The sequence below is a fragment of the Amycolatopsis sp. NPDC058278 genome, from assembly GCF_042881395.1.
Taxonomy (GTDB): Bacteria; Actinomycetota; Actinomycetes; order Mycobacteriales; family Pseudonocardiaceae; genus Amycolatopsis.
Map to the genome: position 1 here is coordinate 1 of NZ_JBHVXZ010000116.1, position 25,049 is coordinate 25,049.

Sequence of the window (25,049 nt, forward strand, 5' to 3'; positions counted from 1 at the left end):
GCGGCGACCACGGTGGAGCCGAACTGCACGGCGAGCACCGTCGCCGCGCCGAGTGCGAAGCCGGTGAGGAGCCGGCCCCGGCCGGGCTTCCGGCCGGGCGGATCCGGGTGACCGCCGGTCGGCTCGTCACTCCCGGCCGCCCAGCCGATGCCCCGGTGCCATTCGTCGACGAACCAGTCGTCGCCCCGCCAGCCGCCGTCGTGGTTCGCCACGCCGTTACCGCCGGGACGCCCGCCGCGCGGCGACGCCGATCAGCCCGGCCGCCAGCAGCACGAGCAGGCCGAGCCCGGCCAGGCCCGGCACGGAGTAGCTCGTCTCGACGACCCCGCGCGCCTGCGCGACCGGCTGGTCGCCGGCCGGGATCGCGCGCGGGACTTCGTTCGGCTTGTTCGTCAGGCTCAGGGCGAGCGTCTCGCCCGGCTGCACGGTGCCGCACGCCGACGGCGGGTTCTGCGGGTCGTAGGCGTTCGTGTAACCCGGCGGCGGGCTCGCCTCGACGACGCAGATCTCTTGCGGGGTACGGAGGTTCTCGACCGTCACGCTGCCGGTCTTGCCGTCGGTGGTGACGACCGCGGGCTTGCCGTCGGCCCCGGTGAGCGGCTTGCCGTCCTGGCCGAGCGCCGCGGACGTCTTGTCCTTGCCGGTGATCCGCAGGACCGCACCGCCGACGCCGGCGCCGGTGTTCGCGTCCGTCTTGGTCACCTGGACCTTGCCGGGCTTGGCCACGTTGACGACGCCCTGGGCGGTCAGCTCCTTCTCGCCGCCGGTGGAAACCACGCGCTGCACCTTGGTGTCGATCGGCAGCCGGACGTAGGGCCGGTCGGCGGGAGCGGACAGCGAGGCCACCAGCTTCGGCTGGTCGCCGGTCGGCGTCAGCTTCACGGTCACGGTGCCGTCGGCGCCCGTCTTGAGCGTGACTTCCTTCGCGGCGGCCTGCGGGCTCGAATTCCCGGCGGCGGTGTCCGCCTTCCCGTCGCCGAGGGTGGCGTCGGTCGCGGTCAGCTTCACCGGGACGTCCGGGATGCCTTTGCCCTGGGCGTTCTTCACGGTGGTGGTCCACTCGGCCGCTTCGCCGAGGTGCTGGTCGCCCTTGGGCGTGGTCATCGAAGCGGTCCACGGCCCGCGGTTGGTTTCGGCGTCCGTCTCCAGCCGTTTGACGGCGTCGGCCGCGGCGTGCAGGTCATCGTGGTCGCGCATGTACTGGAGGTGCGCCGCCGCGTTGTAGGCGATCTCGTCCTTGGACAGGGTCGACTTGAGGTCGTCCTCGGTGCGCGGCGGCGCGGTCCACGAGTGCAGCAGGTGCGCGAGCGCGGTCGCCTCGTCCGGGTTCTTCGTGTCGCCGTAGCGCAGCAGCAGGTACGAGATGTTCGCGGCTTGGTCGGCAGGCAGCTTCGTGCCCCACTTCGTGAGCAGCTCGTCGCCGGGTTTGTACTGCTCGTCGGTGTCCGGCGCCTTGAGCAGGAAGCTCACGCAGAACACCTGCTGCCCGCCGACGACGTACGACCCCAGCCAGACCGTGCCGAAGCCCTCCTGGCCCCCGACCTCGTGCCCGATGCCCTCTTGGGGCGCGGCCGAAGCGGCGGGCGCTCCGGCCGTCACGGAAAGGGTGCCGAGCAGGGCCGCGGCGACGAGACCGGTGAGCGCGCGAACACCCGCGCGCGGGCGTGTTGACCACCCCATGGTGTCAATGCTCCTTCGTTCGACGCGCGGCAGCGCCCGGCGTCTCTGCAGGTCACACGACTGATCAAGTCCCCGACGCGCATTCGGTGAACGTCCGAGCACGCGAGGTGAGCGTTGCGTCAAGGGGCGAAACTGTGTACCGCTCTTCGGGTGGCTGTCGCCGAACGGTCGTGTCGGCCCCTCGCTTACCGTGTCGTCCGCGGCCGGGGGACGGCCGTCGAGTAAAGTTGTCTTTACTCGGCGGGAACCGCTCGTCCCCGGCGGTCGTTGAACCCGATGCAGCGATGATCCACGAAGCAGCAGATCCAGGAGGATCAGGTGCGTTCCAGTAGCAACCCGGCGTTCCGCAACCTGCCCGGCGGCGGAACCCAGACTTACGGGCAGTACGGCCCCCCGGTGGGCTTCAACCAACCCCAGGGCGGCGTGCCCGGGTACGACCCGGGCCGGGCCACCGCCGGCGAGGGCGACCGCCCGATGACCGTCGACGATGTCGTCATCAAGACGGGCATGTCCCTCGGCGTCGCGCTGCTCGTCGGGGTGATCACGGCAATCTGGGCGCAGGTCCAGATCACGGAGACCGGCCGGATCTCCGGTGCCCTCCTCGGCGCGATGCTCGGTGGCCTCATCGTCGGGCTCGTCATCTCGCTGGTGATCATCTTCCGGCAGAAGCCCAGTGGCGCGCTGACGCTGACGTACTCGGCGGCCGAAGGACTGTTCCTCGGTGCGCTGAGCGGGGTGTTCCAGGCGATCTACCCCGGTATCGCGCTGCAGGCGATCGTCGGCACCGCGGGTGTGTTCATCGGCATGCTGGTGGTCTACAAGACGGGCGCGGTGAAGGTCACCCCCAAACTGACCAAGTGGATCGTCGGTGCCACCGTCGGTGTCGCCATCCTGATGCTGTTCAACCTGATCAGCTCGCTGGCCTTCGGCTTCAACCCGCTGCGCGGCGGCGGCACCATGGCCATCATCTTCAGCCTGGTCTGCATCGGCATCGCGGCTTTCAGCTTCCTGCTCGACTTCGACCAGGCCGACCGGATGATCCGCGAGGGCATGCCGTCGAAGTGGGCCTGGTACACCGCCTTCGGTCTGATGACGACGCTGGTCTGGCTGTACCTCGAGATCCTGCGGCTGCTTTCGTACTTCCGTGAGTAATCTGGCTCACAGTTCCGCAGTGAAGGCGCTCCGTAACCGGCGGGGCGCCTTTTCTGTGGGTAATTCGTGCATTTGTGGACCCCGCTGCGGGCGGCGATCACCCTGCGTGTTTGATGAGCCGGTCGGTTCTCATTTCACATGTGTGAGGTTCACAGTGAGCGTTCCCCCTCCGGCCCCCGGGGGCCAGCAGCCGGTGGGTCAGCCCGATCCTTACGGACCGCCTTCGGGCGGCCAGCCGCAGCAGCCGTACGGCCAGCCGGGCCAGTACGGCCCGCCGCCCGGCCAGTTCCCGCCCGGCCAGCAGGGGTTCCCGCCCCCGCCGCCGGCCCCGCCGAAGCGCTCGAAGGCCCTCGGCCTGATCCTGGGCGGCATCGGTGCGATCGTGGTGATCGGCCTGATCGCCGTGGGGATCGTCTCCTTCATGAAGTCGCCGGCCACCTCGAACGCCGGTGACTGCCTCACGATCACCGAGTTCACCCAGGGCGGTGACGACCCGGCGAAGGCCGACTGCAACGACCCGAAGGCGAACGTCAAGATCGCCAAGAAGCTGGAGACCTCGTCCGAGAACTGCCCGGGCGGGTCCGACGCCGGCTACGACACCTACTCGGTCAGCGGCCGCAGCTCCTACAAGCTGTGCCTGATGATCAACGCGAAGCAGGGCGACTGCCTGGCGAACTTCACGTCGCAGACCAAGGGCTACCTGAAGGTCCCGTGCACCGACCCGACCAAGGACGGCGAGCTCGTCAAGGTCGTGGCGGGCCAGGCGGACAAGAGCGTCTGCGAGGGCACCGACGCCACCCGCGTCGCGGTGTACCCGGAGCCGGCGACGACGATGTGCGTCAAGACGAACGAATAGCTGTGACCTGACGAAGGCCCTCTCGCCGCGCCGGCGAGAGGGCCTTCGTCGCGTTCAGGGGTCAGGAAAGGCGCTCGATGATCAGCGCCATGCCCTGGCCGCCGCCGACGCACATCGTCTCGAGGCCGAACTGCTTGTCGTGGTGCTGCAGGGAATTGATCAGCGTCGAGGTGATCCGGGCGCCGGTCATGCCGAACGGGTGGCCGACCGCGATCGCGCCGCCGTTGACGTTCAGCCGGTCCAGGTCGATGCCGAGGTCCTGGTACGACGGGATGACCTGCGCCGCGAACGCCTCGTTGATCTCGACCAGGTCGATGTCGCCGATCGACAGCCCCGCGCGCGAGAGTGCCTGCTTGGACGCCTCGACCGGGCCGTAGCCCATGATCTCCGGCGAAAGCCCGGTGACGCCGGTGGACACGATCCGCGCCAGCGGCGTCAGGCCCAGCTCGCGCGCCTTCGTGTCGGACATGACGACCAGTGCCGCCGCGCCGTCGTTGAGCGCGCAGCAGTTGCCCGCCGTGACCCGGCCGTCCGGGCGGAACACCGGCTTCAGGCCGGAGACGCCTTCCACGGTGACGCCGGCGCGCGGGCCGTCGTCCTTCGAGACGACCGTGCCGTCCGGGAGCGTCACCGGGGTGATGTCCTTGGCCCAGAAGCCGTCCGCGATGGCCTTCTCGGCCAGGTTCTGCGAGCGGACCCCGAACTCGTCCATCTCCTCGCGCGTGACGCCCTTCAGCCGCGCCAGGTTCTCCGCGGTCTGGCCCATGGCGATGTAGACGTCCGGGACGTTGCCCTCGGTCCGCGGGTCGGTCCAGGTGTCGGTGCCGGACTCCGCGGTCGCCTTGGTGCGCGCCTCGGCGTCGGCGAACAGCGGGTTGTGCGTGTCGGGCCAGGAGTCCGAGCTGCCCTTCGAGAACCGCGAGACGGTCTCGACGCCGGCCGAGATGAAGACGTCGCCTTCACCGGCCTTGATCGCGTGGAACGCCATCCGGGTGGTCTGCAGGCTGGAGGAGCAGTACCGGGTGATCGTGCAGCCGGGCAGGTGGTCGTAGCCCAGTTCGACGGCGACCGCGCGGCCCATGTTGAACCCGGACTCGCCGCCCGGCAGGCCGCAACCCAGCATCAGGTCGTCGATGTCGGCGGGGTCGAGCTGCGGCACCTTGGCCAGTGCCGCCCGGACCATCTGCACGGTCAGGTCGTCGGGCCGCATGCCGACCAGCGAGCCCTTGTTGGCCCGCCCGATGGGCGAGCGAGCGGTGGAGACGATGACGGCTTCAGGCATGACGTGACACATCCTCGTATCGCGAGCTAAGCAGTTGCTCACCATACTGCCGGGTACGGCGTCCCGGTCAAAGCCGAACGCGATTAAGGCAACACTGCCGCGCGTAGCGCGTCCGTTGAGGGTGGAGGTGGGGGCATGGGCGGACACTCCTGGCACCATCGCTCCTCGTGCCGAACGAACTCGAACGGGTGCTGCGGACCAGGACGATCCTGCTGTGGGGCGCCGGGCTGCTGCTGGTGGCCGGGGTCGCCGCAGCGGTGCTGCTGACGCTGCTGGGCGGCGGCCGCCCGGAGGACTCGGCCCGGCTCGACGCGCTGAAGACCGCGGCCAACATCGTCGTCGGCGCCGGGGGCGCCGCCGCCCTGCTGCTCGCCGCGCGGCGGCAGCGGTCGGCCGAGCTGGAGCTGGTGCAGAAGGACCACGACGCCACCGAGCGCCGGATCACCGAGATGTACGGCAAGGCCGCCGACCAGCTCGGCAGCGACAAGGCGCCGGTCCGGCTGGCCGGGTTGTACGCACTGGAACGGCTCGCGGCCGGGCACCCGGAGCACCGGCAGACGATCGTCAACGTCTTCTGCGCCTACCTCCGGATGCCCTTCGACGCCGAAAATGACAAAGAGGAGCTGCAGGTCCGCAAGGCCGCGCAGCGCATCCTCATGCTGCACCTGCGCCGCGGTCGCGCGGAGCAGCCGAGTGGGGACTTCTGGCCGGACACCGACCTCGACTTCTCCGCGGCCGAGCTGGTCGGGCTCACCCTCACGCACTGCACGATCCGGTCGATCACCTGCTACGGCGCGAAGTTTCTCGAACTGACGACCTTTCGCGGCACCGAATTCCGCACCAAGGCGGACTTCAACAAGGCTCGCTTCGAGGACCGCGTCGATTTCCGCGGAACCGCTTTCGGTGGTGAACGCGAAGGTTTCAACGGCGCCGTTTTCGCAGGTCCGGCCGATTTCGGCACGAAGTCCACCGCCCGGCTCGCCGGTGCGGAAGCGAAGCAGGGGTTTCCCCGGACCTGGCCGGGGGATTGGGGAAGAACGGCCGATCGCCGGCCGCCCGGGCTGGGCGGAATTGACACGAAAGGACGAACCCGGGCAACCGGCGGCCCGATAGGATCGTCCCACTCGTGAAAGGTCGCCATTCCACGCAGGAGGTGAACTGGCGATGATGGTGCAGAACACTTACTGGACGGACCCGTCCTTCCGAACCGGGTACCGCACGGCCCTCGACGCCGGGCGGAACCTCCGGGACGGGATGACGGCTCAGCGTTCGACGGCCCCCGGGCCGGTACCGGTGCGGACGAGCGGCTTGGTGGCCGCCTGAGGTCCTCGCCGGGCGGCCCGGCCTCGCGTTCGCTGCCCGGCGTCACCGACGCGCACCCGGAGTGTCCGCCCTCGGCGGAGAGGACAACGCCATGGGATGGCCGGTTACCGATCCGGCCAAAGCAGGCCGCCCCCCACACGGTAGGTGACCCGTGCTCCGAAGCCGTTTGGCCGTGACTGTGGTCGGACCAGCAACGATCGGCACAGTAGGCTGGCGGTCGTGGAGTACGCAGAGCACATCGCAGACCTCGTGGGCAACACCCCCCTGGTCAAGCTGAACTCGTTGACCAAGGGGCTCAAGCCGCTCGTGCTGGCCAAGGTCGAGTACCTGAACCCGGGTGGCTCGGTCAAGGACCGCATCGCGCTGCGCATGATCGAGGCCGCCGAAGCTTCCGGCGAGCTGCGCCCGGGCGGCACGATCGTGGAGCCGACGTCCGGCAACACCGGCGTCGGCCTGGCCATGGTCGCCCAGCGCAAGGGCTACCGGTGCGTGTTCGTCTGCCCGGACAAGGTCAGCGAGGACAAGCGCAACGTGCTCAAGGCGTACGGCGCCCGGGTCGTGGTGTGCCCGACGGCGGTCGCGCCCGAGCACCCGGACTCCTACTACAACGTCTCCGACCGCCTGGTCCGCGAGATCGAGGGCGCCTGGAAGCCCAACCAGTACGCCAACCCGCAGAACCCGGAGAGCCACTACCTCTCGACCGGCCCCGAGCTGTGGAAGCAGACCGACGGCAAGCTCACCCACTTCGTCGCGGGCGTCGGCACCGGCGGCACGATCTCCGGCACCGGCAAGTACCTCAAGGAGGTCAGCGACGGCCGCGTGCAGGTGGTCGGCGCCGACCCGGAGGGCTCGGTCTACTCCGGCGGCAGCGGGCGTCCCTACCTGGTCGAAGGCGTCGGCGAGGACTTCTGGCCGGACACCTACGACCGCGACATCGCCGACGAGATCATCCCGGTCTCCGACGCCGACTCCTTCCAGGTCACCCGGCGCCTCGCGCTGGAGGAGGGCCTGCTGGTCGGCGGCTCCTGCGGGATGGCCGTCGCCGCCGCGCTGAAGCTCGCCGAGCGGCTCACCGAGGACGACGTCGTGGTCGTGCTGCTGCCCGACGGCGGCCGCGGCTACCTGACGAAGGTGTTCAACGACACTTGGATGTCCTCCTACGGTTTCCTGCCGCCGGACTCCTCGGGCGCGACGGTCGCCGACGTGCTCACGAAGAAGAGCGGCTCGCTGCCCGATCTGGTGCACTCCCACCCGAACGAGACCGTCGCGGAGGCCATCGCGATCCTCTCCGAATTCAGCGTGAGCCAGATGCCCGTCGTCAGCGCGGAGCCGCCGGTGATGGCCGCCGAGGTCGTCGGCGCCGTCAACGAGCGCGACCTGCTCGACGCGTTGTTCACCGGCAAGGCGCAGCTGGCCGACCGGCTCGAGCGGCACATGTCCCCGCCGCTGCCGACGATCGGCGGCGGCGAGCAGGTGGGGGCGGCGATGACCGCGCTCGAAGGGGCCGACGGCGCGCTCGTGCTGGTCGACGGCAAGCCGGCCGGAGTCCTCACCCGGCACGACCTCCTGGGCTTCCTGGCCGGTCGCTGAGTCGACCGCAGAAGAGTCTTGATCGGTGGACCCGGCAGGGGCGTTACGAGCGCCCTGCCGGGTGATCCGATAGCGTGGGCGCAACTAGAACACTTTCGCGTCCTCGTCAAGGGGGTTCAAGACCCACATGAGTGCACCGCAGCCACCGAACCAGCCGTGGGGTGGCGGCCAGCCACCTCAGGGCCCGCCGAGTGGCCCCCAGCCGCAGCAGGACAACCCGTTCGGCAGCCCGGAGCCGACCCAGGTGGTGCAGCCCGTCCAGCCCCACGGCGGTTCCCCGTTCGGGGAGACGCCGGAGCCGACCCAGGTCGTCCAGCCGGGCCAGCCGGGTGACGGCGGGGCGACCCAGGCGATGCCGCCGGTCGACGCGAACGCGACCCAGATGGTGAACCCGGCCGGCGGCGACGCCCCGGTCGGGGAGTCGACGCAGCTGGTGCCCCCGGGCTCCCAGCCGCCGGCGATCCCGTACACCCCGCCGCCGAGCGCGGCCGACAACCCGGCCGCGGCCTTCGGTCAGCAGCCCGGCGGTTACGGCCAGCAGCCGGGCGGGTTCGGGCAGCAGCCGGGTGGCTTCGGGCAGCAGCCGGGCTTCGGTCAGCCGGGCCAGCCGCCGCAGGGTTTCGGTGGCCCCGGTTTCGGTGGCCCGCAGCAGCCCGGTTTCGGCGGGCCGCAGCAGCCGGGCTTCGGCGGGCCGGCCGCGGGCGGCAACGGCCTGTTCGGCTACATCGCCGGCGGCCTGGTCGCGCTGCTGGCGCTGGTCGCGCTGATCTACTCGTTCAGCTACATGAGCGACGCGAGCGACTATTCGGCGCTCCTCGACCGCGCTCCCAACAAGGAGGCGATCGAACAGCTGCTGAACTCGGCCGGGCTCATCGGGTCGGGCACGCTCTGGTTCTACGTCATCATGATCCTGCTGGGCTCGCTGATCTCGCTGGCCGGCGGCGTCGGCCTGGCGCTGGTGGGCAAGCTGGGCGGGATCCGGAAGTTCGTCCCGATCGCGGTCGTCGCGGGTGGCGCGGTGCTCACGCTGTTCGCCCTGCTGATCAAGATCGGGATGACACCGAACGCCGAGACGCTCGCGCGGGCGTCCGCCTCCGAGCGGGACACGTTCGGCCTCGGCCTGCCGCCGCTGATCTTCGGCATCCTCATCCTGATCGTCGGCATCGCCGGGCTCATCCCGGCGACCCGGCAGTTCGTCGGCCTCGGCGACGGCGGTGCCGCGCCGGGCGGGCCGCAGGGCTTCGGCGGACCACCCCCGGGCTTCGGCGGCCCGCAGCAGCAGGGCGGGTTCGGCCAGCCCGGTCAGCATGGTCAGCCAGGCGGGTACGGCCAGCCTGGTGGCTACGGGCAGCCGGGCCAGCACGGTCAGCATGGTCAGCCTGGTCAGCCGCCGCAGGGCTACGGCCAGCCGGGCGGTTACGGGCAGCCGGGCGGCCCCAACCCCTCCAGCGGCGGGTTCCCGCAGCCGTCGAGCGGGGGCTTCCCGCAGCCGGGGCAGCCAGGCGGGTACGGCCAGCCGGGACAGCCCGGTGGGTACGGCCAGCCGGGCCAGCACGGTCAGCCGGGTCAGCACGGTCAGCCTGGCCAGCACGGTCAGCCTGGTCAGCCGCCGCAGGGCTGGGGTCAGCCGCCGGGCCAGCAGGGTCCGCCGAGCGGTGGGTTCGGCCAGCCGGGCCAGCCCCCGCAGCAGCAGTGGTGAACTGAAGCGAGCATTCGTGCCCCGGAGCCGATTCGGCTCCGGGGCACGCTGCATTTTCCGGGCCCTTAATTGTCCGAAAAGGACAAAAGTCGAGCGGTGCCACGGCCCGTAATCGCGTGACAGCATTTCTGCCACTACCGCACAGAAATGATCTTGGGTTCCGCCGTCCGGCCGAATTCGGTTCTCATTCCGGACTGCTTCTCCCGATTCCGACTAGGGTGAACGCCGTCGTCCTGTGCTCGGCTGATGGGGGAGATGTGACCGGTCCGCACCGTTATCCGGTGTCGCATTCGCATTCGTATTCATCGGCTCGGCCATCCGGAGTAACGGCGGTTCTCGCCGGCGTGCTCGGTTTTCCGGCCGCGGTCGCCGCGGGATACGTGCCGGTCAAGACCTACCTCGACATGCCGGCGGAATTCAGCCTCGGCGCGCTGCCGGGCTGGGTACTGGTGGACCTCGCCGCCTACGTCGTCGCGGGCCTGGTGCTGCTCCTCGGTTCACTGGCGACGCTCTTCCGCGCGACGGCGGGGGCGGTCCTGCTCGGCCTGGGCGCGCTGCTGGCCATCGGCGCCCTGCTCACCGAGCCGATGTCGGTGGGCGTCCCCCCGGCCCGGTTCGCCGACGCGATGTTCACCCACGGCGGGTTCGCGATGGCCGACCGCGTCGGCTTGGCGGCGCTGGCGGTGCTCGTGCTGGTGCTGGCGTTCCTGCCGCCGACGTTCCGCTACCTGCGGTACCGCACGTCCGTGGTCCCGGTGCTGTCCGGCCAGGGCGCGTACTCGTCCCGGAGCTGGTGAAGGGCGGTACCCGCGCCTGCCGCAAGACACGGTGCTGAGATCCGTCCCACCTGACGGGAATGTCAGGGGCGGCCCGTACGCTGAACCAATGGTGGACGACTACTCCGTACTGGCCTTCGAGACACGCGCGATCCACGCCGGTCAGACGCCCGACCCCCGCACCGGCGCGGTCACCGTGCCGATCTACCAGACCTCGACCTACGTGCAGGACGGCGTGGGCGGGACCCGCGAGGGCGACTACGAGTACTCGCGCACCGCGAACCCGACCCGTTCGGCGCTGGAGGAGGCGCTGGCCTCGCTGGAAGGCGGCCGGCACGCGCTGGCCTTCGCGTCCGGCATGGCCGCCTCCGACGTGGTGCTGCGCAGTACCCTCCGCCCCGGTGACCACCTCGTGCTCGGCAACGACGCCTACGGCGGCACGTTCCGCCTGATCGACAAGGTGCTCAGCCTGTGGGGCGTCGAGCACACCGTCGCCGACCTCGGGAACCTCGACGAGGTGCGCGCCGCGATCCGGCCCGAGACCAAGCTGATCTGGTGCGAGTCGCCGACCAACCCGATGCTGGGCATCGCGGACATCGCGGCGCTGGCCGGGGTCGCGCACGACGCCGGTGCCCGCCTGGTGGTCGACAACACCTTCGCGACGCCGTACCTGCAGAACCCGCTGCCGCTGGGCGCGGACATCGTGCTGCACTCGACGAGCAAGTACCTCGGCGGCCACGCCGACGTCGTCGGCGGCGCGATCATCACGAACGAGGACGAGCTGCGCGAGCAGTTCTTCTACCTGCGCAACGCCGCGGGCGCGGTGCCGGGGCCGTTCGACGCCTGGCTGACGCTGCGCGGCATCAAGACCCTCGCCCTGCGCATGGAGCGGCACAGCGACAACGCCGAGAAGATCGTCCAGGCGCTGGTCAAGCACCCGAAGGTGACGAGGGTCTACTACCCGGGCCTGCCGGAGCACCCGGGCCACGAGACGGCGGCGAAGCAGATGCGCCGCTTCGGCGGGATGGTGTCCTTCAGCCACGCGGACGGCGAGCAGGCCGCACTGGAGGTGGCTTCGCGCACGAAGCTGTTCGTCCTCGCCGAGTCGCTCGGCGGCGTCGAGTCGCTGATCGAGCACCCGGGCAAGATGACCCACGCGAGCACCGCGGGTTCGACCCTCCAGGTCCCGGCCGACCTGCTGCGCCTTTCGGTCGGCATCGAGGACGGCCGCGACCTGGTCGCCGACCTGCTGGCGGCGCTGGGCTGAGCTCAGCTCACGTCGAGGCCGCCGCCGTAGAGCCGGTCCACCCGGAGCCGGATGACCACGCGGCGGTCCTCGACCATGTTCCGCAGGAACGCGGCCTCGTCGCCGGGGTCGCTGAACGGCGCCTGCATCGCGAGCAGCTCCCGGCCGGTCTCGTCCCCGGCCACCGCACTGACCGGTGACACCTCGGCCAGCCCTTCGGCAACGGCGAACGCCAGGTGGTCGGCGCTGCTGACGTGGAGCGCCGCGTGTGGGTCACGGGCCAGCTGGCGGACCTTCGCGCGCCCCGCCGTGGACCCGATCCGCACCACGCGCTCGTCCGGGTCCCAGGCGTAGGCGACCGTGGACAGGTGCGGGAAGCCGCCGCGGTTGACCGTCGCCAGTGCGCCCAGGCTGTGGGCACCCAGCAGCCGGCTCGACGCTTCTTCGGTGGGCTTGGCGGGGCCGGGACCGCGGCCCGGCTCGTAAACGGTGGTCACCCGATGATCATCGGGGACCGGCGGACCCGGCGGAAGAAGGCACTTTCGTGTGCCCGGGGAACACGGAGGTAACCCGCCAGGTCAGGGGTTGTAGTTGCCGTGCACGACACCGCCGGGCGACGACGTGCCGGTGGCCGGCAGGTTCGCGCCGTCGACGCAGCCGCCGACCAGTTCGACGTGGCTGTCGTGGCGGATGTACTGGGCCGGGGTGCCGCACGAGGCGTTGTCCACGGTGAAGTACGCGGCGCCCGTCAGCGCGGCGGCCGAGGCCAGCCCGATCACGAGCGGGAGCAGCCCGGCGGAGCGGGTGGCGCGAGCCCGTCGGGCCGTGTTCGCGTCGTTCCCCGATGCCATGGTTGCTCCTTGTTTACCGCATGTTGACGCGACCCAGGGTACCCGGCTCACGGTCCTGTCAACCTGTGGAGTTCCTGAGTGGCATAGTCCGGCCCATGGAACTCGTCACCCTCGAGCGGATCCAGGCCGCCCGGGAACTCCTCAAAGGAGTGACCCGGGTGACGCCGATGGAGCACGCGCGCGACCTGCGCCGGCTCCACGGCGGTCCGGTACACCTGAAGTGCGAAAACCTGCAGCGGACGGGCTCGTTCAAGATCCGCGGCGCCTACACCCGCATCCACGGCCTCACCGGGGCCGAACGCGAGCGGGGCGTCGTCGCGGCCAGCGCCGGCAACCACGCGCAGGGCGTCGCGCTGGCGTCGTCGCTGCTCGGCGCCAAGTCGACCGTCTTCATGCCGCTGCGGGCCCCGCTGCCGAAGCTCGCCGCCACCCGCGGCTACGGCGCTGACGTCCACCTGCACGGCGCACTCCTGGAAGAGACGCTCCGGGCCGCGATCGAGTTCGGCGAGCGGACCGGGGCGGTGTTCATCCACCCCTTCGACCACCCGGACGTCATCGCCGGCCAGGGCACGGTCGGCCTCGAGATCCTCGAGCAGGTACCGGGCGTGAAGACGGTCCTGGTCGCCACCGGCGGCGGCGGGCTGGTCGGCGGGGTCGCGTCGGCGGTGAAAGCGCTGCGCCCGGACGTCCGCGTCGTCGGCGTCCAGGCCGAGGAAGCCGCGGCGTACCCGCCGTCGCTGGCCGCGGGCGCGCCGGTGCGGCTGAGTACGACCTCGACCATGGCGGACGGGATCGCGGTGGGCGAACCCGGCCTGGTCAGCTTCGCCCACGTCGAGTCGCTGGTCGACGACGTCGTGACGGTGTCCGAGCAGTTCCTGTCCCGCGCCGTGCTGCTCTGCCTGGAGCGGCGGAAGCTGGTGGTCGAGCCGGCCGGCGCGGCGACGGTGGCCGCGCTGCTGCAGCACCCCGGCTTCTTCGAGCCCCCGGTCGTGGCCATCCTCTCCGGCGGCAACGTCGACCCGGTGCTCCTGCTGCAGATCATCCAGCACGGCATGACGGCGGGCGGCCGCTACCTGCACCTGAGGCTGCGGGTCCCGGACCGCCCGGGGTCACTCGTCGGCGTGCTGTCGTGCGTCAGCGAGCTGGGCGCGAACGTCCTCGACGTCGAGCATTCGCGCATCTCCGGCAGCCTGGACCTCGGTGAGGCCGACGTCGCGCTGTCGCTGGAGACCCGCGGGCCCGAGCACTGCAAAGAGGTCGAGATCGCGCTGACGAACGCGGGCTACACCGTGGTGTGACCCCCGGGGGTCACGGCAGTTCGCCGGTGATCGCCGCCAGGGCCAGGTCCTTGGCGGGCTCGGGGACCTCCGAAGGCGCGGTGAAGCGGCGGGCCCGGATGTGGGCGACCAGGTCCGGGTCCGGCGGCACGCCGTGCTCACGCAGGTAGTACGCCACCGCGCCGGGCCAGGCCCAGGTGCCGTCGGTGCGGAAGTTCATCGGCACCGCGTCCGGGCGGTCCGGCGCGAACGCGTCCGGGCCGTTGCTGCGCGAGGCCAGGATGACCGGCGCCGCGTCGAGGTACGCGAGCACCCGCTCGGCCTCGGCCGGAACGAGCGGACGGCGCCGGACCAGCGGCTTGCCCGCCGCGTCTACGCCGTCGTGGATCCGCGGCGTGCGCACCTCGCCGCCGGCGGCCGGCGGGGTCAGGCCGGCGCGCTCGCGCAGCCAGGCCGGGATGTGCTCGTCGGCGCGCGGGAAGAATCGCAGCTCGTCCTGGAACCCGATCGGCGGCGGCTGCTGCCGGAACGGCGGTTCGAGGTCGGGCCGCACGAAGTCGGCGTCGGGCGGCTGCGCCGGCTCGAACACCAGGATCGCGCCCAGCCACGTGCCGATGCCGGGCTGGTACATGCCCGACCGCAGCACCCCGAGCAGCCGCACCGCTTCGGGGTGCGGCTGTCCGGGCCGGGGTACGCCGTCCGGCCCGGTCACCAGCAGGTCGGCTTCGACGTGCCGCCCGGCGGCGCGGTACTCCACGCGCAGCTGCCGCCAGCCCGGCGGCACCTGCGACGTCAGCACCGCCCCGATCTGGCGGACGATCTCCTGCTGCTGGTCCGGGCGCAGCGGCCCCGGCGGCCGGCTCATGGCGCGGAACTCCTCTTCGGCGCCGCTTCACCGGGGTTCAATGTACTGCGCCCAATCCGGGATTCGACGGCGACCGATTTCCTGCATTACTTCCAGTCGTTCGCGGTAACGTGCGACGTCGGGCGTTATGGCGCGGAACCAGGAAGAAACGCTTTCCCATTGTTCTTCGGCTCCTTCGCCCTCGGTGACGAGCCAGACCGGGGGATCGGGGAGATCGATTTTCGCGCCGTCGACGACGTGGAAGGTGTACGACTGGTGCTCCACCAGCACCAGCGCGCCCTCGGGGTCTTCCAGCGGATCGTTCATCGTCGTCAGGGTGGCCAGGAGGTGGTTCTTGGCGTCCCGCCCCACCGCGCCGACCCCGAGTGAGCTCCCGGCCAGCCACAACCCGTGATTCTGGCCGATCAGCTCGAGGACCTCGCGAACGGCGGCCGGAACGGCGCGCGCGCCCTGCTCGGCGGCCCAGCCGTCGATTTCCGCGTCGGACGCTCCTCGCACGGAATCCGCGCGCAGGCCGTCCGACACGGCTCCGGCGAAGATTTCGCGGACCCGCCCGGCGGGGTCGGTATTCGGCGCGGTCACCAGATCAGCTCCTCACCCTTGAGGTTGACGACCTCGACGCGGACATTCGGGAACAGTTTCTCGAACTGCATGATGACATCCTGGCACGAGTCGCAGATCTGGTAGTCCACCGGGATGTTGTCGCGTTTCGTGGAAGGCAGGTCGACGACCATCCGCAGATCGCCGTCCATGCCTTCCCGCGTGATCGGCGTGTAGGTTTCGCCGCGCGTGGCCGCCCGTTCGGCGGCCCGCCGGTTGATCTCATCGAGCGCGCCGTCCATCCGGTCCTGGGCGCGTGCGATGTCACCCTTGAGCCCGTTGTCGTAGGTCCGGGCGCCGGCCGCCTCTTCGCGCCGCATGCGTTCGATCTGCTTCTTGACGATGTCGTCGACCTCTTCACGGGGAAGGCCGGACCGCTCGGCGAAGTCTCGGCGGACCAGTTCCTCCATGAGCTTGGGCTCGGAGTCGTGGGTCCGCCCGAACTTGTTGGTCGGGTCCGGCTCCCCGAGCTCGGGCCGGTAGGTACCGGCTTCCTTGGTCTCGAACAGGCGCTCGTGCTTCGGGTAGCTCGGGCCCTCGCTCGCGGGCGCCCAGTCGTGGGTCTTCCCGCTGAAGCTGTGGATGTCCTCCACCCCGCCTTCGAGGCTGCGGTACCTCGAGGTGGTCAGGGCGCGGTCGTGCGGCCGCCGCAGGTCGTCCGTCGTCGGGTTGACGTTCCGGCCGTCGTGGTGCCGGACCGACTCGAGCCCTTCTTCGCGCAGGTCCCGGTTCTCCCGCCGGAGATCGCGCATGTCCTGGTCGCGTTCCGCCGCGTCGTACGGCCGCTGTCCGCGGTCGATCGCGCTGTCGGCGTCGACGTCGTGCTGGTCGCCGTGGTGGCTGTCGGGCGCGAAGCCGTCGTCGCCGGCGCGGTGCGTCGAACCGTCCGGGTGGTGGGTGTTCCACTCCCCGTCCGGCGGGATGCGGGGACGCATGCGGCCGTCGGGACCGATTTCGTAGTCGGACGAGAAGACGCGGCCGTGCGAGTCGGTCCAGGCGGGTTTGGTCGGGGCCACGACTTCGGTGTCGAGCTCGCGGGCGAGCCGGTGCGCGAAGTCGTTGGAGCCGGCATCGCAGCCGATCAGCCGCACGGGTCGGCCGTCGTAGTCGCCGTTGCGGCGCAGGATGTCCGCGAACTCCTCGGGCGTGTAGAGCCGGTCGCCGATGCGGGCGTGGCCATCCGGCGTGACGTGCACGTCGACGGTGTACCGACCGGCCGGATCGGGCTGGACCCGGTGCGGGAGGTCACCCATGTCGGGATCACCGGCGTGGTAGGAGCTGCCCGACGGCGTGCTTTCCGCGTGCCGCGCGTTGACCTCGTCGGGGGTGAGCGGTTCGCCGTGGTGCGGGGTGCCGCCGTCCGGATCGTGGTGACCGGGGCCGTTCTCGTGCGGACCGCTTTCGTGCGGCCCGTTCTGGTGGGGGGCGCTTTCGTGCGGCCCGTTCTGGTGGGGGCCGTTTTGGTGGGAGGGGCCGTTTTCGTGCGGCCGGGTACCGGGGGCGTGCCCACCGGGGCGGGTGTCGGGGGAGTGCGTGCCGGGCCCGAGACCCCGGGCGGCGGGCGCGGGCGCGTCCGGGGTGCGGGGACGGCCGCCGCCGGGCAGGTCACCGCCGGTGCGGGGCCTGCCGGGTGCGTCGACGTGCGGGCTGTGCGCGCCCGGGCTGCCCGGGGTGCCGGTCCAGCCGCCACCTCCGGTACGCGGAGAACCCCCAGCGAGGCCGCCCGCACCGGGCCCGCCACCGGGCGGCACGCCGCCACCGCCACCCATCATGGGTGCACCACCCTGCGACGGCGCAGCGGCACCGTCCCCACCCCGCGGCGCCGGAACGCCGCCGGCATCACCGGTGCGAGGAGCGGCGGGAGCGGTACCACTGGCAGAGGTATTGCCCTCAACCCGCGGCGGCGCGGCACTGCTCGGTGAATCGGTCCCGCTGTGCGACCCGCCCGCGCTGCCGTCCGAGCCTCGTGACGGCGAGCTGCCGGTGTGCGAGGGAGTGTTGTCGCTCGCCCGCGACGGCGTGTTGTCGCCGGTGTGGGAGGGCGCGTTGTCGCCACCGCGGGTGGTCGAGGGGCTGCTGTCTCCGCCGTGGGGCGGCGTGCTGTCGCTGCCCCGCGTCGGGGAAGGGGTGCTGTCGCCGGTGTGCGAGGGCGCGTTGTCGCTGCCCCGGGTGGGCGAGGGGCTGGTGTCGCTTGCCCGCGACGGTGTGTTGTCCCCGGTGTGGGAGGGCGCGTTGTCGCCACCGCGGGTGGGCGAGGGGGTGCTGTCTCCGCCGTGGGGCGGCGTGCTGTCGCTGCTCCGCGTCGGGGAGGGGCTGCTGTCGCCGGTGTGCGAGGGCGCGTTGTCGCTGCCCCGGGTGGGCGAGGGCGCGTTGTCGCCACCGCGGGTGGCCGAGGGACTGCTGTCTCCGCCGTGCGGCGGCGTGCTGTCGCTGCCCCGCGTCGGCGACGGGCTCGAGTCGCCCGCGTGAGAAGGCGATCGAGTCGGCGAAGGTTCGCCCGCGTGCGAAGGAGAACCGTCCCCGGCTTGGGAAGGCGAGCTGTCGCCCGACCTCGCCGCCGACGGCGAACCCTCTCCGTCGCCGGTGTGCGACGGTGAACCCTCGCCGTCCGGCGAAGCGGAACCGTCCCGGCTCGGACTGCGGCGGGATCCGGAGTCCGTGTTCATCGGATCCGCACTCGGCGAATCCCCGTCGGCGTGGCCGGAATCGCCCGAGCTGCCCGGCGAATCCTCGCCGCCGTGCGAGCCGTCGCCGTCGCCGCCGTGCGAGCCGTCCCCTCCGTGGGCCCGGGGGTGGACCCCGCCGCCCTCCTTCGGGATTTTCCGGACGAAGCCGCCCTCCTTGACCTTCAGCCCGTCCAGTCCGCTGACCTTGCCCAGCACCTTCCCGAAGACCTTCGCGATCTTCTCGAACAGGTCCACCAGCTTGGACAGCAGCGGCGAGACCTTGCGGATCGTGTCCGTCAGCTTCTTGAGCAGCTCGCCGATCTTCTTGCCCCACTTGGCAATGGCCGCCGATGCCTGCGCCACCACCACCGGGGTGCCGAAGCCGAGGCTGAAGACCTCCTCCATCACCCACGCGATGAGCTTGCCGACCAGGTCCGCGATCAGCTGCCGCACCGTCTCGCGGACGAACGACACGACCTGGCCCATGATCATCGTGACCGTGCTGATCGCGCCGGCCACCGTCGCCGCGCCCGAGAGCGCGTCGCTGTGCTCGGCCGCGAACTTGCGGTACGCGTCCGCACCCGCGCCGGTCCAGCCCGTCGTGCCGTTCTTGACCGCGTTGTCGAAGTCGGTCTTCCGCTCGCCGAGCGCCTTCGAGACGTTGCCCCAGGTGTCCGCATAGGACTGGATCACCGGCGGGTTGCCCGCGACGGAGTCCAGCATGTCCTTCAACGGCTGCACGTGCTCCATCAAGAACGACGCCACCGACGACATCAGGTACCCGAACGGGTCGATCGCCGCCCCGGCGACCTCGCCGGCCAGCGACAGCATGCCGAGACCGCCGGAAACCCAGTCGCCGTCCTTGATGCCGTTGAACGCGTCCATCGACGACTCGGCGATGCCGATGCCGCCGGCCCAGCCGTAGTCGCCGTTGCCCGCCGTGAGCGCACCCGGTCCGTCAGGGTCCTTTTTGGCGTCGGCGACGAGCGGGTTCCCCTCCGGCATCACGCACCGTCCACGGACTTGTTCAGGTCGTCGGCGACGCCGCCTTCGTACTTGTGGTACGCCGCCGCGGCCTCGCGGACCTTGCCGGACACGGCCGTCATCGCCTGCACGGCGTCCTTGAGCGCGTCGATCCCGTACTGCTCCACCGGATCGAGCAGCATCCGGAACGGCTGGCAGAGGATGCCGTACGCGTCGGTCGGCATGCTCACCTGGTTCGCCGCGTCGACGGCCTGCTGCAGCCCGTCACCGATGGCGTCGAGCTGCTTCGCGTGCGCCGTCAGGTCGGTGCTGAGTTCCACATCCGTCATCGGTTCCCCCTCAGGAAAGGATCGGTCCGCCGAAGTCGTCGTCGTCCTCGTCGCCACCCGGGCGGCGACGGCGGGGTGGCGACGGCGGAGTGCGCGGAGCTGCGGGCGGCTGCTCTTCGGTGTCGTCCGGTAGGAACCGGCGGACGCGGTCGGGTTCCGGGAACGCCGGCTCGGCCTCGGGCGGCGGCGCCGGGAACGTGCTCTGCGCCTCGCGGACGATCTCCACCGCAGCCTGATCGCCGGTGCCGGTGGTCTCGGTCATGGCTTGCTGCAGCAACTCCGGGATCCGCGCCTGCGCCCGCTGCACCAGCTGCATGACCTGCGCCGACACCTCGGCCATCCGCTTGCCGGCCGCCGACTCCGCGATCACGAGGTTCTTCAGCAGCCCGCGGGAATCGACGGTCACCTGAACGGACCCGTCCTTCGACCGCTCGGTGACCGACTGGCCCTGCATGCGATCGGCCAGCGCCTGGTACCGGGCGGCGTTCTCCTCGAGCCGCTTGGTCCAGTTGTCGATCATCGCGTCGCTGGCGTCGATGCTGTCCGGCATCACGGCCCCTTCTCTCTGCGTCCCCACACTGACGGATCCGCGGAGCCATCGGTTCCCGAAACACGCCAAAGGCCACCATAGGGGACCCGCAGGTTCCCGATGGTGGCCTTCGCCGAGATGTGTCAGAGGTTGCCTCGGCGCTCCTGCTCCCGCTCGATGGCCTCGAACAGGGCCTTGAAGTTGCCCTTGCCGAAGCCCAGCGAGCCGTGCCGCTCGATCAGCTCGTAGAACACGGTCGGGCGGTCGCCGATCGGCTTGGTGAAGATCTGCAGCAGGTAGCCGTCCTCGTCGCGGTCGACCAGGATGCTGTGCTCCTTGAGCACCTCGATCGGCACGCGGACGTTGCCGATCCGGGCGCGCAGCTCGGGGTCGTCGTAGTAGGAGTCCGGGGTGTCGAGGAACTCGACGCCGGCGGCGCGCATCGCCGTCACCGTGGCGATGATGTCGTTGGTGGCCAGCGCGATGTGCTGGCAGCCGGCGCCGCCGTAGAACTCGAGGTACTCGTCGATCTGCGACTTCTTCTTCGCCACGGCGGGCTCGTTCAGCGGGAACTTGACCCGGTGGTTGCCGTTCGAGACGACCTTGCTCATCAGCGCCGAGTACTCGGTGGCGATGTCGTCGCCGACGAACTCCGCCATGTTCACGAAGCCCATGACGCGGTGGTACCAGTCGACCCAGTAGTCCATCTTGCCGAGCTCGACGTTGCCGACGCAGTGGTCGACGGCCTGGAACAGCCGGGCCGGAGCATTTTGGGGCCGCTTGACCGTGCTCTCGCGCGGCTCGTAGCCGGGCAGGTAGACGCCGTTGTAGCGCGACCGGTCGACCAGCGAGTGGCGGGTTTCGCCGTAGGTCGCGATCGCGGCGACGCGCACGGTGCCGTGCTCGTCGGAGACGTCGTGCGGCTCCTCGACGATGGTCGCGCCCTGCGCACGGGCGTGCTCGATGCACTTGTCGACGTCGGTGGTCTCCAGCGCCAGGTCGATGACACCGTCACCGTGCTTGCGGTGGTGGTCCAGCAGCGGCGAGTCCGGCTTCACGCCGCCGGTGATGACGAACCGGGCCGACCCGGACTTCAGCACGTAGGACTTGCGCTCGTAGTCGCCGGTCTCGGGTCCCGAGTACGCGACGAGCTGCATCCCGAACGCGATCTGGTAGTACCAGGCGGTCTGGGTGGCGTTGCCGGCGATGAACACCACCGCGTCCATGGCCTTGACCGGGAACGGGTCGGTCGAGGCGTCGTGGTCGACGAGCCCGACCAGCTGACGCAGCTGGTCATAGCTGACGTCGTCGAGGGCACCCTGGGGTTCGGCAGTCTGGGTCATACCTCGAAGGATCAACCCAGCGAGGCAAGATGAGCAATGGACTCAGTTTTTGCTGGACAAGATGACCGGTGATCGTGGGAGATCGGCCGTCATCATGGACAATCTGCGTATGCCGGAGAACCTCGATGCGCTGGATGCGCGACTGCTGCTGTTGCTCACCGACTCCCCGCGCCTGGGGGTGCTGGAGTGCGCACGGCGGCTCGGCGTCGCCCGCGGCACGGTCCAGGCCCGCCTCGACCGCCTGACCGAGCGCGGCATCCTCGGCGGCTTCCCGCCGGAGCTGGACCTGGCGGCGATGGGCTACGGCCTGACGGCGTTCGCGGTGCTGGAGATCGCGCAGGGCCGCCGCGCGGAGGTCGCGGAGGCCCTCGCCGCGATCGACGAGGTCTGCGAGGTGCACGCGACGACCGGCCAGGGCGACCTGTTCGTCCGCATGGTCGCGCGCGGCAACGACGACCTGCAGCGGGTGATCGACAAGGTGGTCGGTGTCCCGGACGTCCTGCGCACGTCGACGTCGATCGCGCTGTCGACGCCGGTGCCGCCGCGGGTCCGCCCGCTGCTGGAGCGGACCGCGCGGGGCTGAGGGCTCAGCCCTCGTCGGCGACGTGGGCCAGGTACCGCTTGGCCGAACGCTGGACGACCTCGAAGCCGTCGGTCCGCACGATCGCGTCCCACCAGGCGCCGTAGATCGCCTCGAAGCGGTATCCCGCCAGCAGCTCCGCCGCGCGGCGGACGACGTGCGGCCGCTCCGGGACCAGGTTCGGGTAGCTGTACATGAAGCCGACGTGCGTGCGGTCGGGGATCACCTGCACGATGTCGCCGGACAGCAGCGCGCCCCGGCCGTTTTCGCCGTCCGGCCAGTGCAGCACCGTGCCGCCGGTGAAGTGCACGCCGAGGTTGATCAGCCGCAGGTCTTCGGCGACGTCGAGGGTGGTCCCCGACCACAGCTTCACCGCCGGGTCGGGCCGGCCGATCCACTGCTGGTCGCCCTCGTGCAGGTAGACCGGCACGTCGAACGCCCGCGCCCACTCGACCATCGTCGTGTAGTAGTGCGGGTGGCTGATCGCGATGCCGGTGATGCCGCCCAGGTCGCGGACCTGCTGGACCAGGGCGTCATCGAGGTACGCGGCGCAGTCCCAGAGGAAGTTCCCCGAGCGGGCCCGCACCAGCAGCGCGCGCTGGCCGATCGCGAACCCCGGGTTCGAGCCGACACCGACGATGCCGGGGCCCTGTTCTTCGATCCGCGGGGTGTAGGTGCCACTCGACCGGAGCGCGGAGAGGTTCGTCCACTGCTGCCCGGACTGCGGGACGTACTGGCGTTCGTCCTCGCAGATCGGGCAGTCCTCACGAGCCACGGCGTACTGCATGCCGCAGGCCTGGCACATCGGTTCGGTGCTCACGACTCAGTCCTCCCAGAATGTGAATCCTGGGAGGACACGCTAGCCGGGTTATTTGGCGTCGGTGTACGGAACCGCCTTGACGAGCGTCACCTTTTGGACCTTGCCGTTGGGCAGCTCGTACTCGCGGGACTCGCCTTCTTTGGCGCCGAGCAGGGCCTTGCCCAGTGGCGATTCCGGGGAATACACGTCGAGTTCGCCCTCCGCGCCCTCCTCGCGGGTGGCGAGCAGGAACTTCTCGTCCTCGTCGTCACCCTCGTACCGGACGGTGAGCACCTTGCCCGGGCCGGCGGTGCCGTCGTTCGCGGGCTTTTCGCCGACCTTGGCCGAGCGCAGCAGCTCCTGCAGGTGCCGGATGCGCGCTTCGGCCTGGCCCTGCTCCTCGCGAGCCGCGTGGTAACCGCCGTTTTCCTTGAGGTCACCTTCTTCACGGCTGTCGTTGATGCGCGCGGCGATGACCGGCCGATTCTCGATCATTTCGTCGAGCTCGTGCTTGAGCCGGTCGTAGGCATCCTGGGTGAGCCAGGTCACCTTGGTGTCGCTCACGGTCACCATCTCCTCGTCGGGCCTGCCAGGCTTGCGTGTTCAAGCCGGCCCACGCGGGCCTAGGTGCCCGCGTGGCTGAGATAAAGGAAAAACACGGCCCGTCGCGGGCCGTGCTGAGGCGTCAGAGTATCACGGCGCGAGAGGTCGACGCCCGTTATTTCCCCGCGCTCTGGGCGTTGAGCGCGCGGTTCACCCCGTTGGCCGCTATGGGGTTGACAGATAGCGTGGTATGTCGTACGAGCAGCCGAAGACGTCCGCGGTCACCGGTTCCCCGATGCTCTTGATCGTCGTGCTGATCCGGTTGTACTTCGCGCCGGCGGGGATCAGGAGCTCTTTGCGGCCGCTCTCGGCGCCGGTCTTGTCACGGGCGCGGACGACGCACACGCCCGGCCTGCTGTCGTCGTCCCGGGTGACGTTGAGGGTGATTTCCATCGCGTTGCCCGGTTTCTCGCTGAACGCGATGCGCTCGGCGTCGATCGGCGCCGCGCCGAGGGTGAGGTAGGCGACCCAGGCGATCAGGCCGCTGACCAGCAGGGCAATGGCCAGGAAGAGCCAGCGCCGCCAGCGCCGGGACGTCGTCGTGCGCCCGGTGCCGTACCGGCCCTCGGGCAGCGCGGGCGCGCTGCCGCCGACGGCCGTTTCCGCCGGTCCGCCTGCCAACCCGGGCCTCCTGCTCGTTCTTGTCGTACCCGTGGGGACAATGGTGACGCGGGTACGTCTCGAGTATCCGCCCGCTGGGTGGGCGGCCCGCAGGTGGGTCGCGGAATAAGGGCAGAAGGGGAGTCGTTCGGAGCATGGTGGACGCCGACGAGCAGAGGAACACCGCCAACCCGCGCCTGCGCATGATGGCCGTGCACGCGCACCCGGACGACGAGTCGAGCAAGGGTGCCGCCACGATGGCGCGCTACGCCGCCGAAGGTCACGAGGTGCTGGTCGTCACGTGCACCGGGGGCGAAGCGGGCAGCATCCTGAACCCGGCCATGGACCGGCCCGAGGTGCTGGCGAACATGACCGAGATCCGCCGCGAGGAGATGGCCCGGGCGGCCAAGATCCTCGGCGTGAGCCAGCACTGGCTGGGCTTCGTCGACTCCGGCCTGCCGGAGGGCGACCCGCTGCCGCCGGTGCCGGAGGGGTCGTTCGCGGTCGTGCCGCTGGAGGAGTCCACCGAGGCGCTGGTGCGCGTGATCCGGGAGTTCCGCCCGCACGTGATCACGACCTACGACGAGAACGGCGGCTACCCGCACCCCGACCACATCCGCACCCACGAGGTGACGATGGCGGCGTGGGACGCGGCGCCGGACCCGGACCGCTTCCCCGACGCCGGCGAGCCGTGGCAGCCGCTGAAGCTGTACTACATGCACGGCTTCTCGCGCGCCCGGATGGTGCTGTTCGACGAGGCACTGAAGGCGGCCGGGCTCGAGTCGCCGTACACCGAGTGGCTGGCGAACTGGGACCCGAACCGGGGCGATGTGATGGAGCGGGTGACGACCCGCGTCGAGTGCAGTGAATACTTCGAGGTGCGGGACGAGGCGCTGAAGGCGCACGCCACGCAGATCGACCCGACCAGCCGCTGGTTCGCCGTGCCCCGGGAGATGCAGCGCGAGGTCTGGCCGACCGAGGAGTACGAGCTGGTGAAGTCGCTGGTCGACAGCACGTTGCCGGAGGACGACCTGTTCGCCGGCATCGCCGGCGCCGAGGAGAAGGTGAACACATGAGTCTGACGCTGCCGGCCGGCGTGGCCCTTCCGGTGACCGCGTCGGCCCTGGTGTGGGCGCAGCAGCCGGGCAACGGCGACAACGGCGGGCAGGGGGAGGACTTCGGCAAGTCCTCCCCGGTCGGCTTCCTGGTGCTGATCCTGTTCCTCATCGCGGTGGCCTTCCTGGTCCGCTCGATGACCAAGCACCTCAAGCGCGTCCCGGCCAGCTTCGACGACCCGCCGGCCGAAGCCGCGCCGGACCAGGCCTCGGCCGATGAGCCGGCCGAGGCCCCCGCGGAGCCGGAGAAGAAGCAGCCGAACGGCGCCTCTCCAGCCAAGTCCGACTGACCCGTCCGCCGCGA

At 70.7% G+C, this 25,049-nt stretch carries 24 protein-coding genes and 1 pseudogene; 11 read left to right on the top strand and 14 right to left on the bottom strand.

Features of this window, described 5'->3' with window-relative positions; all coding sequences use genetic code 11:
* Window positions 1-212 (bottom strand): annotated as a pseudogene (locus tag ACFVYA_RS39430) (class F sortase); the annotation flags it as partial.
* A gap of 4 nt (window positions 213-216) precedes the next feature.
* On the bottom strand, window positions 217-1,680 hold the full coding sequence (locus tag ACFVYA_RS39435; protein ID WP_387052338.1) for a collagen binding domain-containing protein: 1,464 nt from the start codon (window positions 1,678-1,680) through the stop codon (window positions 217-219).
* Between the two features lie 318 nt (window positions 1,681-1,998).
* Here ACFVYA_RS39435 and ACFVYA_RS39440 point away from each other — a divergent pair, with 318 nt between their 5' ends.
* Together ACFVYA_RS39440 and ACFVYA_RS39445 are read left to right on the top strand one after the other, a co-directional pair.
* Window positions 1,999-2,832 carry a Bax inhibitor-1/YccA family protein gene (locus tag ACFVYA_RS39440; RefSeq protein WP_285986193.1) on the top strand — a complete coding sequence of 278 codons (834 nt, stop codon included), beginning with the start codon at window positions 1,999-2,001 and terminating at the stop codon, window positions 2,830-2,832.
* Between the two features lie 193 nt (window positions 2,833-3,025).
* The gene (locus ACFVYA_RS39445) at window positions 3,026-3,688 is read left to right on the top strand and encodes a hypothetical protein (protein WP_387052380.1); all 663 of its coding nucleotides are present in this window, start codon (window positions 3,026-3,028) and stop codon (window positions 3,686-3,688) included.
* A 61-nt stretch (window positions 3,689-3,749) separates the two neighbouring features.
* Here ACFVYA_RS39445 and ACFVYA_RS39450 read toward each other — a convergent pair whose 3' ends face one another.
* On the bottom strand, window positions 3,750-4,970 hold the full coding sequence (locus ACFVYA_RS39450) for an acetyl-CoA C-acetyltransferase (protein ID WP_387052340.1): 1,221 nt from the start codon (window positions 4,968-4,970) through the stop codon (window positions 3,750-3,752).
* A gap of 167 nt (window positions 4,971-5,137) precedes the next feature.
* Here ACFVYA_RS39450 and ACFVYA_RS39455 point away from each other — a divergent pair, with 167 nt between their 5' ends.
* The 5 genes from ACFVYA_RS39455 (at window position 5,138) to ACFVYA_RS39475 (ending at window position 11,625) form a co-directional block, all read left to right on the top strand.
* Window positions 5,138-6,100, top strand: a complete 963-nt coding sequence (locus ACFVYA_RS39455; protein ID WP_387052342.1) for a pentapeptide repeat-containing protein — start codon at window positions 5,138-5,140, stop codon at window positions 6,098-6,100.
* A gap of 412 nt (window positions 6,101-6,512) precedes the next feature.
* Window positions 6,513-7,883 (top strand): cystathionine beta-synthase, encoded by a 1,371-nt coding sequence (locus ACFVYA_RS39460; protein WP_285986190.1) that lies wholly within the window; start codon window positions 6,513-6,515, stop codon window positions 7,881-7,883.
* A gap of 127 nt (window positions 7,884-8,010) precedes the next feature.
* A complete protein-coding gene (locus ACFVYA_RS39465) occupies window positions 8,011-9,582 on the top strand; it encodes a hypothetical protein (protein WP_387052345.1) in 1,572 nt (523 codons plus the stop codon).
* 344 nt (window positions 9,583-9,926) lie between these two features.
* Window positions 9,927-10,379 carry a hypothetical protein gene (locus tag ACFVYA_RS39470; protein ID WP_387052347.1) on the top strand — a complete coding sequence of 151 codons (453 nt, stop codon included), beginning with the start codon at window positions 9,927-9,929 and terminating at the stop codon, window positions 10,377-10,379.
* Window positions 10,380-10,467: 88 nt separating this feature from the next.
* The gene (locus tag ACFVYA_RS39475) at window positions 10,468-11,625 is read left to right on the top strand and encodes a cystathionine gamma-synthase (protein WP_387052349.1); all 1,158 of its coding nucleotides are present in this window, start codon (window positions 10,468-10,470) and stop codon (window positions 11,623-11,625) included.
* A 2-nt stretch (window positions 11,626-11,627) separates the two neighbouring features.
* Here the strand turns inward: ACFVYA_RS39475 and ACFVYA_RS39480 are convergent, their stop codons facing one another.
* Complete coding sequence (locus ACFVYA_RS39480) at window positions 11,628-12,101, bottom strand: TIGR03618 family F420-dependent PPOX class oxidoreductase (RefSeq protein ID WP_387052351.1); 474 nt, start codon at window positions 12,099-12,101, stop codon at window positions 11,628-11,630.
* Between the two features lie 81 nt (window positions 12,102-12,182).
* Window positions 12,183-12,455: a hypothetical protein gene (locus tag ACFVYA_RS39485; RefSeq protein ID WP_285986185.1), complete on the bottom strand. Its 273-nt coding sequence runs from the start codon at window positions 12,453-12,455 to the stop codon at window positions 12,183-12,185.
* A 95-nt stretch (window positions 12,456-12,550) separates the two neighbouring features.
* On the opposite strand from ACFVYA_RS39485, the gene ilvA reads away from it, so the two are divergent.
* A complete protein-coding gene (gene ilvA, locus ACFVYA_RS39490; RefSeq protein ID WP_387052353.1) occupies window positions 12,551-13,753 on the top strand; it encodes a threonine ammonia-lyase in 1,203 nt (400 codons plus the stop codon).
* Between the two features lie 10 nt (window positions 13,754-13,763).
* Here the strand turns inward: ilvA and ACFVYA_RS39495 are convergent, their stop codons facing one another.
* From ACFVYA_RS39495 to hppD, 6 genes are all read right to left on the bottom strand, one after another.
* On the bottom strand, window positions 13,764-14,597 hold the full coding sequence (locus ACFVYA_RS39495) for a ferredoxin (protein ID WP_387052355.1): 834 nt from the start codon (window positions 14,595-14,597) through the stop codon (window positions 13,764-13,766).
* 27 nt (window positions 14,598-14,624) lie between these two features.
* Entirely contained in the window at window positions 14,625-15,179 is a 555-nt protein-coding gene (locus tag ACFVYA_RS39500) for a hypothetical protein (RefSeq protein ID WP_387052357.1), read from the bottom strand.
* On the bottom strand, window positions 15,176-18,868 hold the full coding sequence (locus tag ACFVYA_RS39505; RefSeq protein WP_387052359.1) for a hypothetical protein: 3,693 nt from the start codon (window positions 18,866-18,868) through the stop codon (window positions 15,176-15,178). Before ACFVYA_RS39505 ends, ACFVYA_RS39500 begins: the two co-directional genes overlap by 4 nt.
* Complete coding sequence (locus ACFVYA_RS39510; RefSeq protein WP_103337020.1) at window positions 18,868-19,176, bottom strand: type VII secretion target; 309 nt, start codon at window positions 19,174-19,176, stop codon at window positions 18,868-18,870. Before ACFVYA_RS39510 ends, ACFVYA_RS39505 begins: the two co-directional genes overlap by 1 nt.
* Window positions 19,177-19,186: 10 nt before the next feature.
* Window positions 19,187-19,726, bottom strand: coding sequence for a YbaB/EbfC family nucleoid-associated protein (locus tag ACFVYA_RS39515; protein WP_387052362.1), 540 nt, complete (start codon window positions 19,724-19,726; stop codon window positions 19,187-19,189).
* 122 nt (window positions 19,727-19,848) lie between these two features.
* A complete protein-coding gene (gene hppD, locus ACFVYA_RS39520) occupies window positions 19,849-21,048 on the bottom strand; it encodes a 4-hydroxyphenylpyruvate dioxygenase (RefSeq protein WP_387052364.1) in 1,200 nt (399 codons plus the stop codon).
* A gap of 109 nt (window positions 21,049-21,157) precedes the next feature.
* Between hppD and ACFVYA_RS39525 the strand changes: the two genes are divergently transcribed.
* On the top strand, window positions 21,158-21,631 hold the full coding sequence (locus tag ACFVYA_RS39525; protein ID WP_285993949.1) for an Lrp/AsnC family transcriptional regulator: 474 nt from the start codon (window positions 21,158-21,160) through the stop codon (window positions 21,629-21,631).
* A gap of 4 nt (window positions 21,632-21,635) precedes the next feature.
* On the opposite strand, the gene ACFVYA_RS39530 is transcribed toward ACFVYA_RS39525, so the two are convergent.
* From ACFVYA_RS39530 to ACFVYA_RS39540, 3 genes are all read right to left on the bottom strand, one after another.
* A complete protein-coding gene (locus ACFVYA_RS39530) occupies window positions 21,636-22,448 on the bottom strand; it encodes an MBL fold metallo-hydrolase (RefSeq protein WP_387052366.1) in 813 nt (270 codons plus the stop codon).
* Window positions 22,449-22,496: 48 nt separating this feature from the next.
* Window positions 22,497-23,000 (bottom strand): transcription elongation factor GreA, encoded by a 504-nt coding sequence (gene greA, locus ACFVYA_RS39535; RefSeq protein WP_013229826.1) that lies wholly within the window; start codon window positions 22,998-23,000, stop codon window positions 22,497-22,499.
* A gap of 195 nt (window positions 23,001-23,195) precedes the next feature.
* Window positions 23,196-23,651 (bottom strand): DUF4307 domain-containing protein, encoded by a 456-nt coding sequence (locus ACFVYA_RS39540; protein ID WP_387052368.1) that lies wholly within the window; start codon window positions 23,649-23,651, stop codon window positions 23,196-23,198.
* Window positions 23,652-23,785: 134 nt separating this feature from the next.
* On the opposite strand from ACFVYA_RS39540, the gene mca reads away from it, so the two are divergent.
* Together mca and ACFVYA_RS39550 are read left to right on the top strand one after the other, a co-directional pair.
* On the top strand, window positions 23,786-24,706 hold the full coding sequence (gene mca / locus ACFVYA_RS39545; protein ID WP_387052370.1) for a mycothiol conjugate amidase Mca: 921 nt from the start codon (window positions 23,786-23,788) through the stop codon (window positions 24,704-24,706).
* On the top strand, window positions 24,703-25,035 hold the full coding sequence (locus ACFVYA_RS39550; RefSeq protein WP_387052372.1) for a hypothetical protein: 333 nt from the start codon (window positions 24,703-24,705) through the stop codon (window positions 25,033-25,035). Before mca ends, ACFVYA_RS39550 begins: the two co-directional genes overlap by 4 nt.
* The last annotated feature ends 14 nt before the right edge of the window (window positions 25,036-25,049 follow it).

Coding starts and splice junctions, on each gene's coding strand:
- ACFVYA_RS39435 (WP_387052338.1), bottom strand. CDS start 1,680: ATGGGGTGGTCAACACGCCCGCGCGCGGGTGTTCGCGCGCTCACCGGT.
- ACFVYA_RS39450 (WP_387052340.1), bottom strand. CDS start 4,970: ATGCCTGAAGCCGTCATCGTCTCCACCGCTCGCTCGCCCATCGGGCGG.
- ACFVYA_RS39465 (WP_387052345.1), top strand. CDS start 8,011: ATGAGTGCACCGCAGCCACCGAACCAGCCGTGGGGTGGCGGCCAGCCA.
- ACFVYA_RS39475 (WP_387052349.1), top strand. CDS start 10,468: ATGGTGGACGACTACTCCGTACTGGCCTTCGAGACACGCGCGATCCAC.
- ACFVYA_RS39485 (WP_285986185.1), bottom strand. CDS start 12,455: ATGGCATCGGGGAACGACGCGAACACGGCCCGACGGGCTCGCGCCACC.
- ilvA (WP_387052353.1), top strand. CDS start 12,551: ATGGAACTCGTCACCCTCGAGCGGATCCAGGCCGCCCGGGAACTCCTC.
- ACFVYA_RS39495 (WP_387052355.1), bottom strand. CDS start 14,597: ATGAGCCGGCCGCCGGGGCCGCTGCGCCCGGACCAGCAGCAGGAGATC.
- ACFVYA_RS39505 (WP_387052359.1), bottom strand. CDS start 18,868: ATGCCGGAGGGGAACCCGCTCGTCGCCGACGCCAAAAAGGACCCTGAC.
- ACFVYA_RS39510 (WP_103337020.1), bottom strand. CDS start 19,176: ATGACGGATGTGGAACTCAGCACCGACCTGACGGCGCACGCGAAGCAG.
- ACFVYA_RS39515 (WP_387052362.1), bottom strand. CDS start 19,726: ATGCCGGACAGCATCGACGCCAGCGACGCGATGATCGACAACTGGACC.
- hppD (WP_387052364.1), bottom strand. CDS start 21,048: ATGACCCAGACTGCCGAACCCCAGGGTGCCCTCGACGACGTCAGCTAT.
- ACFVYA_RS39525 (WP_285993949.1), top strand. CDS start 21,158: ATGCCGGAGAACCTCGATGCGCTGGATGCGCGACTGCTGCTGTTGCTC.
- greA (WP_013229826.1), bottom strand. CDS start 23,000: ATGGTGACCGTGAGCGACACCAAGGTGACCTGGCTCACCCAGGATGCC.
- mca (WP_387052370.1), top strand. CDS start 23,786: ATGGTGGACGCCGACGAGCAGAGGAACACCGCCAACCCGCGCCTGCGC.
- ACFVYA_RS39550 (WP_387052372.1), top strand. CDS start 24,703: ATGAGTCTGACGCTGCCGGCCGGCGTGGCCCTTCCGGTGACCGCGTCG.